The sequence below is a fragment of the Actinoplanes sp. NBRC 101535 genome (genome assembly GCF_030269225.1).
Taxonomy (GTDB): Bacteria; Actinomycetota; Actinomycetes; order Mycobacteriales; family Micromonosporaceae; genus Actinoplanes; species Actinoplanes rectilineatus.
In genome coordinates this window covers 110049-126102 of sequence record NZ_BSSY01000016.1, presented here as the reverse complement: position 1 = coordinate 126102, position 16054 = coordinate 110049, and the positions used below count along the sequence as shown (strand labels likewise).

The following is a 16054-nucleotide window of genomic DNA, read 5'->3' as shown; positions in this document are numbered from 1 at the left end:
CTGCCTCTCCTTCGCCGCGCCCATTGTCCCGGGCCCACTGTCGAGCGTGACACTAGCATCCGTTCCTTCCAGCGGAACGAAATCCGAGGCTGCTAGCAAGCCGGAAATCATGGAAACGAACTGTTAACGGCGCTGAGCGGGAACGATCTTGACCGACCAGGGGCGCGCTGCAAGATTGGATCCCGTTCAACGTTCCTCTCAGGGGAACGTTCGGAATCACTTGGCGGGAGTGCCGATGAGAACCACCACCTGGCGAGTGGCGCTGGCGTGCGCCATCCCTGTCGTGCTGGCCGGCTGCAACGGCTCAGCACCGTCGGCATCGGGGCCGGCCACGTCCACCTTCACCATCGCCATGGAGTCGCTGACGAACTCGATGGAGCCGTCGGCCTGGGACAACGCCTCGCACCGGTTCGCCCTGGACCCGGTGAAGGCGACCCTGGTGCAGTACAAGGACTACGAGCAGACCGGCGGCAAGGTGCCGGGACCGGCCGACATGGAGCCCGCTCTGGCCACCACGTACGAGGTGGGCGCCGACGGCATCACCATGACCCTCGGCACGGCGAAGAGCGCCGCCGGGAACACCCTGAGCCCGGAGGACGTCAAGTACACCTTCGAGCGGGTCGTCGGCGTCAAGGACACCGTCGGCACGTTTCTGATGACCAACGCCGGCATCGACCCGGCGAACCCGGTGACCATCACCGGCGAGCACGAGGTCCGGATCAACGCCAAGCCGACCGCCCTGTCGCTGCTCAGCCTGGACGCCTACAACTTCGCCATCCTCGACTCCACGGTGGTCGAGTCGCACGCCACGGCCGACGACCCGTGGGCCTCACAGTGGCTGACGACCAACACCGCCATGTTCGGGGCGTACACCGTCACCGCCTTCACACCGGGCACCAGCGTGGCGATGGAGGCGAACCCGAACTACGACGGTGAACTGGGCTATCCCAAGGTCGTCATCCAGGCGGTCCCGGACGCCGCGGCCCGGGTGGTGCTCGCCAAGACCGGCAAGGCACAGATGGTCGCCGGACTGCCGCTGGCCACCATCAAGACACTCGCCGCCGACCCCGCGGTGAAGGTGGTCACCACCCCGACCCCGGGCCAGGACTTCCTCGAACTGAACAAGAACTTCGCCCCGTTCAAGGACCCGGCCGTGCGCCGGGCCATCTCCCAGGCCCTGGACCGGACCGCGCTCGCGGCCGGCCCCTACTCCGGGCTGGCCACCCCGGCGACGTCGATCGTGGCGTCCACCATCAACGCGCAGAACTCGACCTCGCCGTACTTCCAGCACGACATCGAGGCCGCCAAGGCCGCGCTGGCCGCCGCCGGGCAGAGCAACCTGACGTTCACCATCACCACCAACTCGGCCTCGATCAGCAGCGTCCCGGTGGACAGCCTGCTGACCACGCTCCAGCAGCAACTCGCCGCGGTCGGCATCACCGTCGAGGTGGCCACCGTGCCGGCCGCCGCCGACTTCACCGCCGGCTACCGCGCCGGCAAGTACGAGGCGTTCATCCGGGTGGAGAGCCCGGTCGCCGCCGACCCGGTGTTCCTGCTCAACGCCTTCCACTCCACCAAGGGCGTCTCGAACTACGCCAACGACGACGACCCGGCCGTCGACGCGGCGATCGCGGCGGCCACCCCGCTCTCCGGTGACGAGCGCCTGGCCGCCATCGCCCCGGGCATCGCCAGCGCCAACGACCTGATGCCCGACGTGCCGCTGGTGGAACTCACCAACCAGTACATCTACCCGGCGTCGGTCTGCCTCGGCACGCAGAGCAACTCGCGCTGGTTCGACCCGGCGGTGGCCGCGCCGTGCTGAGGACCGCCCGACGGCCCAGCCGGGCCGGTTACGTCGGCCGGCGGCTGCTGATGATCCCCGCCGGGGTCCTGATCGTGATCACGGCGACCTTCGTCCTGATCAACGCCGTCCCGTCCGACCCGGTCGGGGCCCGGCTCGGCGACCTGGCCACCCCGGAGCAGATCGAGGCCGAGAAGCAGGCGCTCGGCCTCGACCAGCCGCTGCCGCTGCGCTTCCTCGACCTGCTCGGCGGGATCGTCCGCGGCGACCTGGGCGTCAGCTACTACACCGGCTGGCCGGTCGCCGACGACCTGTTCGGCCACCTGACCAGCACCCTGGTGCTGATCGTGCCCGGCTTCCTGCTGGCCGCCCTGATCGGGATCGGTCTCGGGATCGCCGGCGCCGAGGGCCGCAAGGCCCGCGGCATCCGGCTGGTGGTGACCGTCCTGCAGGGACTGCCCGCCTTCGTCCTCGCGGTCCTCGGCATCCTGCTGCTGGTGGTGGTCCTGCCGCTGCTGCCCTCACCCACCGGGCAACTCGACCCGGACCTGCTCGCGCCCCCGGCACACACCGGCGCGGCACTGGTCGACGCGCTGCTCGCCGGGCGTACCGACCTGATCGGCAACGCCGTCGGCCACGCGGTCCTGCCGGTGCTGTCGATCGCCCTGATCGCCGCGGTGCCGTTCGCCCGGATCACCGCCAGCGCCGTCCGCACCTCGCTGGCGGCCGACTTCTCCGCCTTCGACGAGGGCAACGGGATCCCCCGGAAGGTCATCATGAGCAACGCCCTGCGCACCTCGCGCCCCGGCATCGCCATGGTCGGCGGCATCGTGGCCGCCGAACTGATCGGCGGGTCCATGCTCATCGAGCAGGTGTTCTCCTGGAACGGGCTCGGGCAGTGGGGCCTGACCGCGATCAACCAGAAGGACCTGCCCGCGGTCCAGGCCTTCGTGCTGTTCGCCGCGATCGGCACGATGGTGATCTACCTGCTCGCCGACATCGTGGCGGTCCTGCTCGACCCGAGGACCGGATCGTGAGGGCCCGCGCGGTGCTGCGCGACCCGGTGATCCTGCTCTGCCTCGGCTACATCGTGGTCCTGCTCGGCTGGTCGGTCACCGGATTCCTCCCGCACAGCCCGACGGTGGCCGACCCGGCGGTCTCGCTGAGCGCGCCGGGCGCCGGGTACTGGTTCGGCACCGACGCGAACGGCTACGACCTGCTGTCGAGGACCGTCTACGCGGCCAAGTTCGACGTGCTCACCGCGTGCGCGGCGGTGCTGGTCGCCGCGGTGGCCGGCAGTTGGGCCGGGATCGCCATGAGCACCGACGGACGCCTGGCGTCGCTGGCCTCGCGAGGACTGGACGTCTTCCAGGCCGTACCCCTGCTGGTGATCGCCGTGGCCGTGGTCGGCCTGGTCGGCGCGTCCCGGCCGGTGCTGGTCCTGATCATCGCGGCGATCAACGTCCCGCTCTTCATCCGCCTGGTCCAGGCCGAGGGGCGCCTGGTCCGCAGGCGTGGGTTCGTCACGGTCGCCCGCGTCCACGGCGTGCCCGAGCGGACCATCCGGTGGCGGCACATCCTGCCCAACGTGACCGGGGTGATCTTTCCGCAGCTCTCCCTCTCCACCGGGTACGCCGCCGCCTCGGTCGGCGCGCTCAGCTTCCTGGGACTCTCCGAACCGGGCAGCGCCAGCTGGGGATCGATGATCAAGGACGGTGTCCCGCTGCTCGCCCTCGGCCAGTGGTGGATCGTCTTCTTCCCCTCACTCGCCCTGTTCCTGCTGGTCCTGTCCTTCAGCGAACTGTCCCACCGCGTACAGAGCCTGGTCGAGACCCCGGGAGGCCACTCGTGAACCCCGCCGAACCGGTGGTCGACATCGCCGGCCTCAGCGTCGACTACCGGACCCGGCAGGGCCCGGTCCACGCCCTGCGCCGAGCCGACCTGAGCGTCGGCGCGGGCGAGGTGGTGGCCGTCGTGGGGGAGAGCGGATCGGGCAAGTCGACCCTGCTGCACGCCCTGCTCGGGCTGCTGCCGCGGACCGCCGGGATCACCGGGGCGGTCACCGTCCGGGCCGGCGGCGAACCGTTCACCCCCACCGCCGCGTCCCGCCGGGCGGCCACCCGCTACCGCTTCGCGCACGTCGGCTACGTGCCGCAGCTGACCCAGCGGTCCCTGGTACCGGTGCTCACAGTCGGTGAGCACTTCCGGCAGTTCCTCGGCGGCGGGCGTACCGGCTGGCGGGAACCGGCCGTGCGGGCACTGACCGATCTCGGCCTGCGTGACCCGGAGAACGTGCTGTCCCGCCATCCGCACCAGCTCAGCGGCGGCATGGCCCAGCGGGTGTGCATCGCGCTGGCCACCTTCGCCGGTAAACCCCTGCTGGTCGCCGACGAACCGACCTCCGGACTGGACCCGCTGGTCACCGTCCGGGTCGCCGACCTGCTGCTGGAGTCGATGCGGCGTACCGGCAGCAGCCTCGTGCTGGTCACCCACAACCTGCAGCTCGCGCGGCGGATGGCCGACCGGATCGCGGTGTTCCGCTCCGGCGTGCTGGTCGAACGCGGCCCCGCCGCCGACGTGCTCGGCGAGCCGCTTCACCCGTACACCCGGAATCTGATCGACGCGGTGCCGCAACCCGGCCGCCCCCTGCCGGAACCGGCGCCGGTCGCCGATCCCGGCGACGACCTCACCCTCCGCGAGGTCGCGCCGGGCCGGTTCGTGGCCGGCACCACGGTGACGGGAGTGACCCGATGATCGAACTCGAAGCGGCCCGGATGGTCTACGGCCGGACCGTCGCCCTGGACGACGTATCACTGGCCGTGACCGAGGGCGAATGCCTCGCGGTGATCGGCGAGAGCGGCTCGGGCAAGTCGACCCTCGCCCGGGTGATGCTCGGCCAGGAACAGCTGACCTCCGGCGTCTTCCGCCGCACCGGATCCGGCGGCCCGGCCCGGACGGCCTATGTGGCCCAAGACCCGGCCGACTCCCTCAATCCCCGGATGAGCGTACGCCGAGTGATCGCCGAACCGCTGCCGTCCGGGCGCGGTGACGACGCCGTCCTGCGGGCCGCCCTGGAGGCGGTCGCGCTGGACCCGCACGTCCTGGACCGGCGCCCCGGCGACCTCAGCGGCGGCCAGCAGCAGCGGGTCAGCATCGCCCGCGCCCTGGTCGCCGAACCGGACCTGCTGGTGCTCGACGAACCGACCTCGGCGCTGGACCCGTCGGTGCAGGCCCAGATCCTGCGCCTGCTGCGGAAACTGCGCACCGAACGGGGCCTGACCATCGTCCTGGTCACCCACGACCTGCCGGCCGCGGCCTGGCTGGCCGACCGGATCGCGGTGCTGCACCGGGGCCGGCTGGTCGAGATCGGACCCGCGCTCGACATCTGGAACGCGCCGACCCACCCCTACACGAAGGCCCTGCTGGCCGCCGCGCTCGGCGACCCGGTGCCGGAGAACCACCACGACAGCGAAGGAGCACCATGAAACCCCGCATCCCCATCGTCGACGTCCTCGTGCCGGTGACGCCGGCCGGCGCGTTCGACCTCGACGAGGTGCCGCCGGGCATGCGATTCCCGGCCGTCGTGAACGCGCTCACCGTGGAGCAGCTGCTGGCCCGCATGGACCACTACGGCATCGGGCAGTCGGTCATCCCGGCCCGCAAGTACGGCCCGCACTGGGGCCTGGACTACGCGCGGGTCCGTGACTTCGTCGCCCAGGCACCGGACCGGCTCTTCGCCACCGCCGGTATCGACCCGCTGGAGAAGATGCCCGGCGTACGCCGTTTCGAGGAGGCGGTCCGCGACTTCGGGTTCGTCGGGGCACACACCTACTCGTCGTGGTCGCAGGTGCCGGCCGACGACCGGCTCTACTACCCGTACTACGCCAAGGCCGAGGAACTGGGCGTGCCGTTCCAGATCGAGTGCATGGCCGCGAAGGCGCCGCGCTCGATGGGCCACCCGGACTACTTCGACCGGGTCGCCGCGGACTTCCCCGGCCTCAAACTGGTCGCCACGCACACCGGCTATCCGTGGGAACGCGAACTGGTCGCGTACGCCGAGTTCCGGCCCAACTTCTACATCGGCGCGGACGGCTTCCCCACCCCGCTGTGGCACGAGGACCTGATCCGCTTCATCAAGGGCACCACCTTCGCCGGCATGCACCCGCTGTCCCGGCAGCGGATCGCCGACGGTGACCCGACGTTCAGCCCGACCAGCGACCGGGCGGTGTTCGCCACCAACTACCTGAGCATGGACCTCGAGGAGACGTTCGCCGATCTGGACGCCATGGACCTCAGCGACGAGATCCGCGACAACCTGTTCGCCCACAACGGCCGTCGCCTGTTCAATCTGCCCGACTTCTCGTTCTGATCGTTAGGGAACAACCATGAGCACGATCATCAAGAACATCACCGTGGTACGCCCGGAGACCGGTCCCGCGGCCGGCGAGCAGCTCGACCTGGAGATCGACGGCGGGAAGTTCGTCCGGGTCGCGGCGAACCTGCCGGTCGACGGTGCGGCCGAGGTCGTCGACGGGCGGGGACTGCTCGCCTTCCCCGGTGTGGTCGACGCCCACCAGCACTGGGGCATCTACAACCCGCTCGCCGAGGACACCGCCACCGAGAGCCGGGCCGCCGTGCAGGGCGGCGTGACGACCGGGCTGACCTACATGCGCACCGGCCAGTACTACCTCAACCAGGGCGGGCCGTACCGCGACTTCTTCCCGAAGGTGCTGGAGCAGTCGGCGGGGCGGTCGTACATCGACTACGCCTTCCACCTGGCCCCGATGATGAAGGAACACATCGACGAGATCCCGTCGCTGATCGAGGACTTCGGCGTCACCTCCTTCAAGATCTTCATGTTCTACGGCGCCCACGGCCTGCACGGCCGCTCCGCCGACCAGAGCAGCTTCCTGATGACCCCGCCCGGCGAACGCTACGACCTGGCGCACTTCGAGTTCGTCATGCGCGGTGTGCAGGCCGCCCGGGAGCGGTACCCGGACAAGGCCGGCGCGATCTCGCTGTCGCTGCACTGCGAGACCGCCGAGATCATGAGCGCGTACACCAGGATGGTCGAGGAGGAGGGCACCCTGACCGGGCTGGCCGCCTACAGCGCGTCGCGCCCCCAGCACTCCGAGGCCCTCGCCGTGAGCATCGCGGCAGTGCTCGCCGACGAGACCAACCTGGCCAACATCAACCTGCTGCACCTCTCGTCGGCCAAGGCCATGCGCGCCGCCCTGCTGATGGCCAAGACCTTCCCGCACCTGGACTTCCGCCGTGAGGTCACCCTCGGCCACCTGCTGGCCGACATCGACACCGCCGCGGGCATCGGCGGCAAGGTCAACCCGCCGCTGCGCCCCCGCGACGACGTCGAGGCGCTCTGGCGGCACGTCCTGGCCGGTGAGGTCGACTGGGTGGTCAGCGACCACGCCTGCTGCAAGGACGAGCAGAAGTTCGGTGAGCAGCGCGACGACGTGTTCGCCGCCAAGTCCGGCTTCGGCGGCGCCGAGTACATGCTGCCCGGCATGGTCGGCGAGGGCACCAAGCGTGGCCTGTCCTACCAGCGGATCGCCCAGCTCGTCTCGTGGAACCCGGCGCGCCGCTACGGCCTGGCCACCAAGGGCACCATCGGTGCCGGGTACGACGCCGACCTCTGCCTGGTCGACCCGTCCCGCTCCTGGACGGTCACCCCGGCCGCCTCCGAGTCCACCCAGCAGTACACCCCGTTCGACGGCTTCGAGATCGGCGCCACCGTCACCGACACCTGGGTCCGCGGCAACCGGGTCCTGCGCGACGGCAACGTGGTCGGCGCCCCCGAGGGGCGCTACCTCGCCCGCCCGACCGGGCTCTGACCCGTCCCCTCGGCCGCGGCGGGGCCGTCCCCGCCGCGGCCGCTTCCTTGACACCCCGAGAGAACGGATAGCTCATGGGTGCGCAGCCGTCCTGGCTTGCCCGCACGTTCGCCTCGCTGAGCGTCCGCAACTACCGCTGGTACTTCCTCGGCCAGCTGATCGGGCAACCCGGCAAGTGGATGCAGACCACCGCCCAGTCCTGGCTGATGCTCGAACTCACCGGATCCGGCACCGCCGTCGGCGTCACCGTCGCCGCCCAGTTCCTGCCGGTCCTGCTCTTCGGCCCCTACGGCGGCGTGCTGGTCGACCGCTGGGACAAACGCCGCCTCATGATCGTCACCCAGGTGCTCACCGCCCTGTTCGCCACGATCCTCGGCGTCCTGGTGGTGACCGGCACCGTCGAGGTGTGGATGGTCTACCTGCTGGCCGCCGGGACCGGCGGCATGAACGTGGTGGACAGCCCGGCCCGGCAGAGCTTCGCCATCGAGATGGTCGGCCCGGCCCAGGTCACCAACGCCGTCACCCTCAACACCACCGTCATCAACATCGCCAAGATCGCCGGCCCGGCGCTCGCCGGCGTCGCCATCGCCCTGGTCGGCACCGGCGTCTGCTTCCTCGTCAACGGCGCGGCCAGCCTGGCCGTGGTCGCCGCGCTCGCCGCGATCCGCCCCGCCGAACTGCTGCGCCCGCCCCCGGCCGGACGCGGACCCGGCCAGGTCGCCGAGGGCCTGCGGCACGTCGCCGCCACCCCGGCGCTGCGGACCACACTGACCATGCTCGCCATCGTGGGCTGCCTGGCCACCCAGTTCCCGGTCGTGCTGCCGCTGCTGGCACAGGAGACCTTCGGAGCCGGAGCCGACGCGTACGCCACGCTCTACTCGCTGCTCGGCATCGGCGCGGTGCTCGGCGGCCTGGCCACCGCCTCCCGGTCCGGTTCCGGCACGTCACGGCTGACCGTGCTGGCCGCTCTGCTGGCGGTCGCCTTCGCGCTGGTCGCGGCCGCACCGACACTGTGGAGTGCCGGCGCGCTGCTCGTCGTGGTGGGGTTGCTCTCCGCGCAGTTCAACATCACCGCCAACGGCACGTTGCAGATCGCCGCCGACCCGCGGATGCGCGGCCGGGTGATGTCGCTGTGGTCGATGGCGCTGCTCGGGACCACCCCGCTGGGTGGGCCGGTCGTCGGCGCGGTGAGCGAACACCTGAGCCCGCGGTGGGGGATGGCGATCGGTGCCCTCGGCGCGGCCGCGGCGGGCCTGGTCGGCGCCGTCGAACTGCGCCGGGCCCGCGACACGCCCGCCCCGGCGTCTGCTCCGCCGTCGCTCTCTGCACCGGCGTCTTCTGCACCGGCCCCCTCGGTACCGGCGTCCTCTTCGCCGGCCCGATCCGACATCGCGGAGGAGACCACATGACGGCGACCGGGAGTGTCTCCACCACCGGCGGCCGGGAGCGGCTGCCGGCGGTGGTCTGGCTCGTCGGCGCGGCGGCGTTCCTGACCGGCACCAGCGAAATGATCGTCACCGGGCTGCTGCCCGAACTCGCCGCCCGCTACGACGTCGGCCTCGGCACGGCCGGACTGCTCGTCACCGTCTTCGCCACCGGCATGATGGCCGGTGCCCCGATCATGGCGTTGGCGACCCTGCGCCTGCCACGCCGCACGGCCCTCGTCGCGGCACTGATCGTCTTCGCCGCCGGGCACGTCCTCGGCGCCCTCGCACCGTCGTTCGCCCTCGCTCTGGCGGGCCGGTTCCTCGCCGCGCTGGCCACCGGCACCTTCTGGGCCGTCGGCGCGGTCGTCGCGACCACCGCCGCCGGACCGTCCGCCGGGGCGCGGGCGATGAGCGTGCTGCTGGGCGGGGCGACCCTGGCCGCGATCGTCGGCGTGCCGGCGGGCGCCGTCGCCGGGCGGGCACTCGGCTGGCAGGGCCCGTTCTGGGTGCTCGCCGCGTCGGCCCTGGCCGCCGCGGCGGTGCTCGCCCGCCGGCTGCCGGCCGTCGCGTCGCCGGCCGGCACCACCGTCCGCGGTGAACTCGCCGCGGTCCGCCACCCGCGCCTCTGGCTCATCTATCCGGCGACCGCGCTGATGCAGGGGGCGGTCCTCGCCGTCTACAGCTACGTCGCACCGGCACTGACCGACCGGGCCGGACTCGCCCCCGCACTGGTGCCGCTGGTCATGCTCGGATTCGGTGCCGCGGCCCTGGCCGGATCCCGGTTCGGCGGGCGCCTCGGCGACCGGCACCCGGCCGCCGTCACTCTCGGGGCCACCGCCGCCTGCGTCGTGCTGACGGCCGCGATCAGCCTCGGGGCGACCAGCCCTCCGGCCGCCGTCCTGCTGTACGTGCTGCTCGGCGTACCCGGCATGGTCTTCGCCCCGGCGATGTCCGGGCAGATCATCGGCGTCGCCGGGACCGGCCACGTGCTGCCCCTGGCCCTGTCGACGTCCGCGGTCCAGGTCGGCATCGCCCTCGGCTCCTGGGGCGGGGGCCTCGCCCTGGAATCCGGCCTCGGGCTGCGCGGCCCGGCGCTGGTCGGTCTGGCCTTCGCCGTTCTCGCCGCGATCCCGGTCGGCGCGCTCGCCCTCACCCGCCGTTGCGCGCGGGCCGGCATGATCGAGGGCCGACCCATGGCTGAAGGGGCGTGAGGCGCCACGGCGCCTCGCCGGTCCGCACGCCGGGGGCGTGCCGGCCGGCGAGCAATGCCGCTTAGCTTGAGTTGACCAACGCCGTGACCGGTAACCATGCGATGCCCTTCGCCGCGGCGACTCGCCAGTCGTTGGTCTCGGCCGTTGACGCTGGCCGTGGCCGTGGCCGTGGCCGTGGCCGTGGCCGTTGACGCTGGCCGTGGCCGTGGCTGTGCCCGTGGGGTGGCGGTCGCATCAGCGCAGCTCAGCTGTTTGTCGCGGCGTGTGGTCAAGTCCATGATCAACTTAAGCTGGGTGGCATGGTGCGACCGCCGGCCGTCGCTCACGGTCGTTTTCGGCTCGCGGATGGACCGCAGTCGACGGCCGATCCGGTCGAGCCGTCGACTACGGCTGTTCGGCCAGGTGGGAATCAGCCATCGGCGACGGCCCGGGGTCGCCCAGCCGTCGTCCACGGTCGCTTTTGGCCCATGGGTGGACCGTGGGCGACGGCTGGGGGTGGCCGGAACGCCACCGAACTCGCCCTGATCTCGGCGACGGCTCTGGTGGGGCCGCGAGCGGCTGAACGGCGCCGACGCACGGGGCGCCCGGAGACGACGCCCGGAGACGACGCCCGGAGACGACGCCCGGAGACGACGCCCGGAGACGACGCCCGGAGACGACGCCCGGAGGCGGCGCCCGGCAGACGTGATCGCGGCCGCGGCGAAGTCGATGGGCAGACTCATGATCGACTTAAGCTGAGCGGTACAGCTCGCCGGCAAGCACGCCCCCAGTGTGCGGGCCGGCGAGGGCCGTGGCGTTGAGGAGGCCGGACTACGACACTCCGAGGAGCCGCACGCTGCGGGCGTTGAATCCGAAATCGTAGACCTGGATGCCGGCGCCGAGAGTCGCATAACTGCCCGAGCAGTCGGCGTTGCTGAAATACCGGACCGCGTACACGCTCCGGTTCTTTCCGGCCCGGGGGCGGTTGGCGGTGACGTCACACAGGCCGGCCGGCGGGGCATAATGGGCGAACGTTCCGGTGTAACTGGCTCCGGTCCATTCGCACAGCCTTCCTGTGTAGGCGGGCTGGCATTCGGCGACGCTGGCCTGAGCCGGAGCGGCGCCGAGGAGAATGCCGGCTCCGGCCACCGCCGACGACAGAGCCAGCGCCGTCACCTTACGAATTTCCATTTCCTGTTTCCTCTCGGGAGGTGATTCGCCTCCACATTAGAGGGCTGTTCCATGGCCATCGATGTGATAAAAGGCACCGCGCCACTGTGTGCGTATTTGGTTCGTTCTGCGGATTCCCGGCGATGCGCCGGGGTGGATCGCCGAGCGATTTTCGACAATAATGTCCACATCATTCAAAGAGATTGAATCGTATATTGAGCAGCGATTTATAACCCGTTCATGTGGGATTCGTCTTCGCGTGAACGGGGTTCAGGGCCGCCCGCACCGCCGCGGCGAGGCGGGTGACGTCGTCCGGGGTGGTGTCGAAGGTGGTCATCCAGCGGGCCTGGCCGCCGGCCCAGTCGTAGAAGTGGAACTGGTCGTGCAGCCGGGTGCGGGCCGCGTCGGGGAGCGCGACGAAGACGGCGTTCGCCTGGACGGGGGCTTGTACGCGTACCCCCGGGAGGGTGGCGATCTGGTCGTGCAGAAGGGTGGCCATCGCGTTGGCGTGGGTGGCGTTGCGCAGCCACAGGTCGCCTTCGAGGAGGGCGAGGAACTGGGCGGAGACGAAACGCATCTTCGAGGCCAGCTGCATCGACGATTTGCGCAGGCGGTCGAGGCCGCGGTCGAGGGCCGGATCGAGGACCACGACGGCCTCGCCGAGGAGCAGGCCGTTCTTGGTGCCGCCGAAGGAGAGGATGTCGACGCCGGCGTCGGTGGTGAGCGCGCGCAGCGGCAGACCGAGGTGGGCGGCGGCGTTGGCCAGGCGGGCGCCGTCCAGGTGGACCCGCATGCCGTGGGCGTGGGCGAAGTCGGTGATGGCGCGGATCTCACCGGGGTTGTAGACGGTGCCCAGTTCGGTGGACTGGGCCAGGGAGATCACCTGGGGCTGGGCGCGGTGCTCGTCGTCGAACCCGTGGGCCTCGGCACGGATGGCCTCCACCGTGAGTTTGCCGTCCGGCGTGGGGACGGTGAGCAGTTTGAGGCCGGCGACCTTCTCCGGGGCGCCGCCCTCGTCGACGTGGATGTGGGCGCTCGCGGCGCAGATCACCGAGGCCCAGCGGTCGGTGGCCGCCTGCAGGGCGATCACGTTGGCGCCGGTGCCGGTGAGCACCGGGTACGCCCGCGCGTGCGACCCGAAGTGGAGACCGAACACCTCCCGCAGCCGGTCGGTGTAGACGTCCCCGCCGTAACTGACCTGGTGCCCGCCGCCGGCGGCACCGATGGCGGCCAGGATCTCGGGGTGGATGCCGGAGTAGTTGTCGCTCGCGAATCCGCGGCTGTCCGCGTCGTGCCTGTTCACGCCCCGATTCTGGCCGCCACCCGTACCCCTCGGAAAGCCGATACCCGCAGTGCTGAGCCTAGGATCATCCGATGCTCAACACCCGTCGCCTGCACCTGCTCGTCGCCGTCGCCGACACCGGGTCGATCGCGGGCGCGGCCGCCGCGGCCGGATGCAGTGCGGCCGCGGCGTCGCAGCAACTCGGCATCCTGGAGAGCGACCTCGGTGTGCCGCTGCTCGAACGCACGGCGCGCAGCGTCCGGCTGACCCACGCCGGCGAGGTCCTGGTGGAACGCGGCCGCGGGATCCTCGCCGATCTGGCGTCCGCGGAGCAGGAGGTGCACAGCTCGGGCGGGCGCCTGCGGGTGGCCGCCTTCGCCACGGCGACCACCCGGTTCGTGGCCCCGGCGCTGGGGGCGATGCGGCGGCGGCATCCCGCGCTGCGGTTGACCTTCACCGAGCTGGAGCCGGAGGCCGCCCTGCCGACGTTGCGGGCGGGGGAGATCGACGTGGCGGTCACCCATCGATATGCGCCGTCGCCGGAGCCTGATCTGCGTGGGCTGGTGCAGAGCCCGCTGGTCGCCGACCCGATGGTGCTGGCCGTGCCGCCCCGGCTGCGCCCGGCGGGGGACGCGCCGGTGCGCCCGGCCGACTTCGCCGACGCCGAGTGGATCGCCGCCCGGGCCGAGTCGGGGTTCCAGGCGGTGACCGAGTCGGTGGCGCGGGCGGCCGGGTTCACGGCGCGGATCAGCCATCGGGCCGACAGCTACCAGGCGGTGCTGGCGCTGGTCGCGGCCGATCTCGGCGTGGCCCTGATCCTGCGGTCGGCGGTGACGTCACTGGCCGGGATCGCCCTGCTCGAGATCGCCGGGCCGCCGAACATCGTCCGGCAGGTCCAGGTGACCAGCCGTCGCGGCGACCGCAACCCGGCGATCGGGGAGCTGCGCCGGGAACTCACCCGCCGGGTGCGGTGACCACCGTCGCGCAGGTCAGTTCAGGTCGGGCCGCGGGCGAAGCGCGTCAGGTCGACGGCGGACGCCGTGCGCGCAGCCCGGCGACGCGGCGGCTCCGTACACCTCGGTTACTATGCGCACCTCCCGACCACTAACTTGATCTTGGGGGTGACGCCGATGACCGGCCTGAAACCGACGGAACGACGCGCCGCGCGCCCGGTGACGCCGCTGATCATCGGGGTGCTCGCCGTGCTCGGCACGGCGGCGACCTACCGGGTGTTCGTCGGCACGATCACCGGGCAGTGGGTGGACACCGCCGCGATGCTCGGCGGCGACGTGCAGGATCCCCGGGTGGTGCGGGTGCTCAGCCAGGTGCTGTACGGCACCAGCCTGGGCGGTCTCGTGCTGGTCTGCGTGGTCGCGGCCGCGGTCGGCGTGCTGCGCCGGCAGTTCGGTCTGGCCGCGGCGGCCGCGGTGCTGGTGGTGGGCGCGAACGGGACCACCCAGGTGCTCAAGGGCTGGCTGCCCCGCCCCGAGCTGGACGGTCTGGCGTTCGCCAACTCGTTCCCCAGCGGGCACACCACGGCCGCCGCGTCGGTGGTGTTCGCGCTGGTCCTGGTGTTGCCCGAGGCGGTCCGCGGGGTGGTCGCGCTGATCGGCGCCGGTTACACCGGGGTGATCGCGACCGCCACGGTGTGGGCGCGATGGCACCGGCCCAGCGACACGATCGCGGCCGTGCTGGTCGTGCTGGGCTGGGGAGCGCTGGTGGTCCTGGTGGTCCGGGTGCTGCGGCGTGCGGAGCGGACCCCGGTGAACCGGCTCGGCCGGTTCACCGTGCTGCCACTGGTGGCGGCCGGCACGATCGCGGCGCCGGCCGGGCTGCTGGGCATGACCGTGCTGGCCATGTCCGAGCCGCAGGGCACCCCGACACCGGGGCGGTTCGCCTTCCTCGCCGGGGTGGCGGTCATCGTCGCGGCGGTGGCGGGGGTGTTCCTGCTGTGGCCGTGGCTGGCGTCCGACGTACTCCCGCCGTCACGGCCCGGACCCCGGCGGGGCGAAAGCGTTCCGCAGACCGCCGGGGTGTGACGGGCCGTCGTCAGGCGCGGGCGGCCCTCATCGCGTCGAGCAGGCGCCCGGTGTCGGCCCGCTGTTCGTCCCAGACCGCGCGGACGATGTCGATCCGGTCGTCGGCTTCCTGGAGTTCACCCAGGTAGGCGGCGATGCCGGCGAACCGCTCGGGTTCGGCCTCGTGCAGGGCGATCATCCGCAGCACCAGTTTGGTCTGGACGCCGTACACCGGGATCTGCGGTCCCCGGGGTCCGGTCAGGCCGATGTAGTACAGCTTCTCCAGGCCGTGCGGGACGATGCCGGCGCCGTAGCGCAGCGGGGTGCCGTTGCGGCGGGCGACCAGCGACTCGTCGAGGAAGGGCAGGCTGGACCGGAATCCGGTGGCCCACAGGATCGTCGGGTAGTCGCGCTCGGTGCCGTCGGTGAACCGCACGGTCGTGCCCTCGATGCTCGCGATGCCCGGGACGACCCGGACCCGGCCGTGCTGGATCCAGTACAGCAGCAGGTCGTTGACGACGGTGCGGCCCTCGGCCAGGGTGCGGTGCGCGGGGGTGGGCAGGCCGGGGTAGTCGCCGTTGGTGCCGATGGAGACCCGGGCCAGCAGCCGGGCGATCAGGTCCTGCTCCTCCGGGGAGAACTGGCCCATCCAGGGGATCTGCTGCCGGGGTACGCCGAAATAGGTCTTCGGCTGGAAGTAGGTGCCCTCGCGGATGACGATGTCGGCCGCGATCCGGTGGGCGGCGGCATCGGCGGCCAGGTCGCATCCGGAGTTGCCGGCGCCGACCACCAGGACCCGGTCGCCGTCGATGTCGCCGGTGTTGCGGTAACTGCCGGAGTGCAGCTGCCTGCCGGTGTAGTGCTCGGCGATCCCGGGGGTCTTCTGGTCCCAGAGGTGGCCGTTGGCGATGAGCACCCCGTCGTAGTCGATCCGCTCCCCGGTGCCCAGGTGCACGGTCCAGCCGGCCGAGCCGACCGGGCCGTCGGTGGCGATCGGGACGACGGAGACGACCTCCGCGCCGAAGCGGATGAGGTCCTCCTGACCGTGGTGGGCGGCGTAGGAGTGCAGGTAGTCACGGACCTGGTCGCGGCTCGGGAAGTGCGGGTACGACGACGGCATCGGGAAGCCCTCGTAGCCGGTCGTGTCCCGGGAGGTGATCAGGTGCAGGGCGTCGTAGTCGGTGTTCCAGTGACCACCGACCCGGTCCGACTTCTCGTAGCAGTCGACCTGGTGGCCGGCCTCGCGCAACTGCTGGAGGGCGGAGATGCCGGCGGCTCCGGCACCGATGACGCAGTAGCGGGTCATGGGGGGTGTTC

At 71.6% G+C, this 16054-nt stretch carries 14 protein-coding genes; 11 read left to right on the top strand and 3 right to left on the bottom strand.

Annotated elements, in window-relative coordinates; genetic code table 11:
- The first annotated feature begins 235 nt into the window (after positions 1–235).
- From QSK32_RS34330 to QSK32_RS34290, 9 genes are all read left to right on the top strand, one after another.
- Complete coding sequence (locus tag QSK32_RS34330) at positions 236–1822, top strand: ABC transporter substrate-binding protein (protein WP_285474214.1); 1587 nt, start codon at positions 236–238, stop codon at positions 1820–1822.
- Positions 1816–2838, top strand: coding sequence for an ABC transporter permease (locus QSK32_RS34325; protein ID WP_285474213.1), 1023 nt, complete (start codon positions 1816–1818; stop codon positions 2836–2838). Before QSK32_RS34330 ends, QSK32_RS34325 begins: the two co-directional genes overlap by 7 nt.
- Positions 2835–3653: an ABC transporter permease gene (locus QSK32_RS34320; RefSeq protein WP_285474212.1), complete on the top strand. Its 819-nt coding sequence runs from the start codon at positions 2835–2837 to the stop codon at positions 3651–3653. Before QSK32_RS34325 ends, QSK32_RS34320 begins: the two co-directional genes overlap by 4 nt.
- Positions 3650–4555, top strand: a complete 906-nt coding sequence (locus tag QSK32_RS34315) for an ATP-binding cassette domain-containing protein (protein ID WP_052720369.1) — start codon at positions 3650–3652, stop codon at positions 4553–4555. The genes QSK32_RS34320 and QSK32_RS34315 overlap by 4 nt, the downstream gene beginning before the upstream one ends.
- Positions 4552–5286, top strand: a complete 735-nt coding sequence (locus QSK32_RS34310) for an ABC transporter ATP-binding protein (RefSeq protein ID WP_285474211.1) — start codon at positions 4552–4554, stop codon at positions 5284–5286. Before QSK32_RS34315 ends, QSK32_RS34310 begins: the two co-directional genes overlap by 4 nt.
- On the top strand, positions 5283–6170 hold the full coding sequence (locus QSK32_RS34305) for an amidohydrolase family protein (RefSeq protein ID WP_045741937.1): 888 nt from the start codon (positions 5283–5285) through the stop codon (positions 6168–6170). Before QSK32_RS34310 ends, QSK32_RS34305 begins: the two co-directional genes overlap by 4 nt.
- Positions 6171–6186: 16 nt before the next feature.
- The gene (locus QSK32_RS34300) at positions 6187–7650 is read left to right on the top strand and encodes a dihydroorotase (RefSeq protein WP_045741936.1); all 1464 of its coding nucleotides are present in this window, start codon (positions 6187–6189) and stop codon (positions 7648–7650) included.
- A 74-nt stretch (positions 7651–7724) separates the two neighbouring features.
- Positions 7725–9059: an MFS transporter gene (locus QSK32_RS34295; RefSeq protein ID WP_285474210.1), complete on the top strand. Its 1335-nt coding sequence runs from the start codon at positions 7725–7727 to the stop codon at positions 9057–9059.
- Positions 9056–10288 carry an MFS transporter gene (locus tag QSK32_RS34290; RefSeq protein WP_285474209.1) on the top strand — a complete coding sequence of 411 codons (1233 nt, stop codon included), beginning with the start codon at positions 9056–9058 and terminating at the stop codon, positions 10286–10288. The genes QSK32_RS34295 and QSK32_RS34290 overlap by 4 nt, the downstream gene beginning before the upstream one ends.
- Positions 10289–11098: 810 nt before the next feature.
- Here QSK32_RS34290 and QSK32_RS34285 read toward each other — a convergent pair.
- Positions 11099–11458, bottom strand: a complete 360-nt coding sequence (locus QSK32_RS34285) for a peptidase inhibitor family I36 protein (protein WP_083448950.1) — start codon at positions 11456–11458, stop codon at positions 11099–11101.
- 217 nt (positions 11459–11675) lie between these two features.
- Positions 11676–12740: a threonine aldolase family protein gene (locus tag QSK32_RS34280; protein WP_285474208.1), complete on the bottom strand. Its 1065-nt coding sequence runs from the start codon at positions 12738–12740 to the stop codon at positions 11676–11678.
- Between the two features lie 71 nt (positions 12741–12811).
- Between QSK32_RS34280 and QSK32_RS34275 the strand changes: the two genes are divergently transcribed.
- Positions 12812–13693, top strand: coding sequence for a LysR family transcriptional regulator (locus tag QSK32_RS34275; protein WP_285474207.1), 882 nt, complete (start codon positions 12812–12814; stop codon positions 13691–13693).
- Between the two features lie 156 nt (positions 13694–13849).
- On the top strand, positions 13850–14758 hold the full coding sequence (locus QSK32_RS34270; protein WP_045741925.1) for a phosphatase PAP2 family protein: 909 nt from the start codon (positions 13850–13852) through the stop codon (positions 14756–14758).
- 10 nt (positions 14759–14768) lie between these two features.
- Here QSK32_RS34270 and QSK32_RS34265 read toward each other — a convergent pair whose 3' ends face one another.
- Positions 14769–16043 carry a flavin-containing monooxygenase gene (locus tag QSK32_RS34265; RefSeq protein WP_285474206.1) on the bottom strand — a complete coding sequence of 425 codons (1275 nt, stop codon included), beginning with the start codon at positions 16041–16043 and terminating at the stop codon, positions 14769–14771.
- Between the last annotated feature and the right edge of the window lie 11 nt (positions 16044–16054).

What these genes read in the sequence shown, in the direction of transcription:
- QSK32_RS34295 (WP_285474210.1), top strand. Translation starts at nt 7,725, where the DNA reads ATGGGTGCGCAGCCGTCCTGGCTTGCCCGCACGTTCGCCTCGCTGAGC.
- QSK32_RS34265 (WP_285474206.1), bottom strand. Translation starts at nt 16,043, where the DNA reads ATGACCCGCTACTGCGTCATCGGTGCCGGAGCCGCCGGCATCTCCGCC.
- QSK32_RS34300 (WP_045741936.1), top strand. Translation starts at nt 6,187, where the DNA reads ATGAGCACGATCATCAAGAACATCACCGTGGTACGCCCGGAGACCGGT.
- QSK32_RS34305 (WP_045741937.1), top strand. Translation starts at nt 5,283, where the DNA reads ATGAAACCCCGCATCCCCATCGTCGACGTCCTCGTGCCGGTGACGCCG.
- QSK32_RS34270 (WP_045741925.1), top strand. Translation starts at nt 13,850, where the DNA reads ATGACCGGCCTGAAACCGACGGAACGACGCGCCGCGCGCCCGGTGACG.
- QSK32_RS34330 (WP_285474214.1), top strand. Translation starts at nt 236, where the DNA reads ATGAGAACCACCACCTGGCGAGTGGCGCTGGCGTGCGCCATCCCTGTC.
- QSK32_RS34290 (WP_285474209.1), top strand. Translation starts at nt 9,056, where the DNA reads ATGACGGCGACCGGGAGTGTCTCCACCACCGGCGGCCGGGAGCGGCTG.
- QSK32_RS34285 (WP_083448950.1), bottom strand. Translation starts at nt 11,458, where the DNA reads ATGGAAATTCGTAAGGTGACGGCGCTGGCTCTGTCGTCGGCGGTGGCC.
- QSK32_RS34310 (WP_285474211.1), top strand. Translation starts at nt 4,552, where the DNA reads ATGATCGAACTCGAAGCGGCCCGGATGGTCTACGGCCGGACCGTCGCC.
- QSK32_RS34275 (WP_285474207.1), top strand. Translation starts at nt 12,812, where the DNA reads ATGCTCAACACCCGTCGCCTGCACCTGCTCGTCGCCGTCGCCGACACC.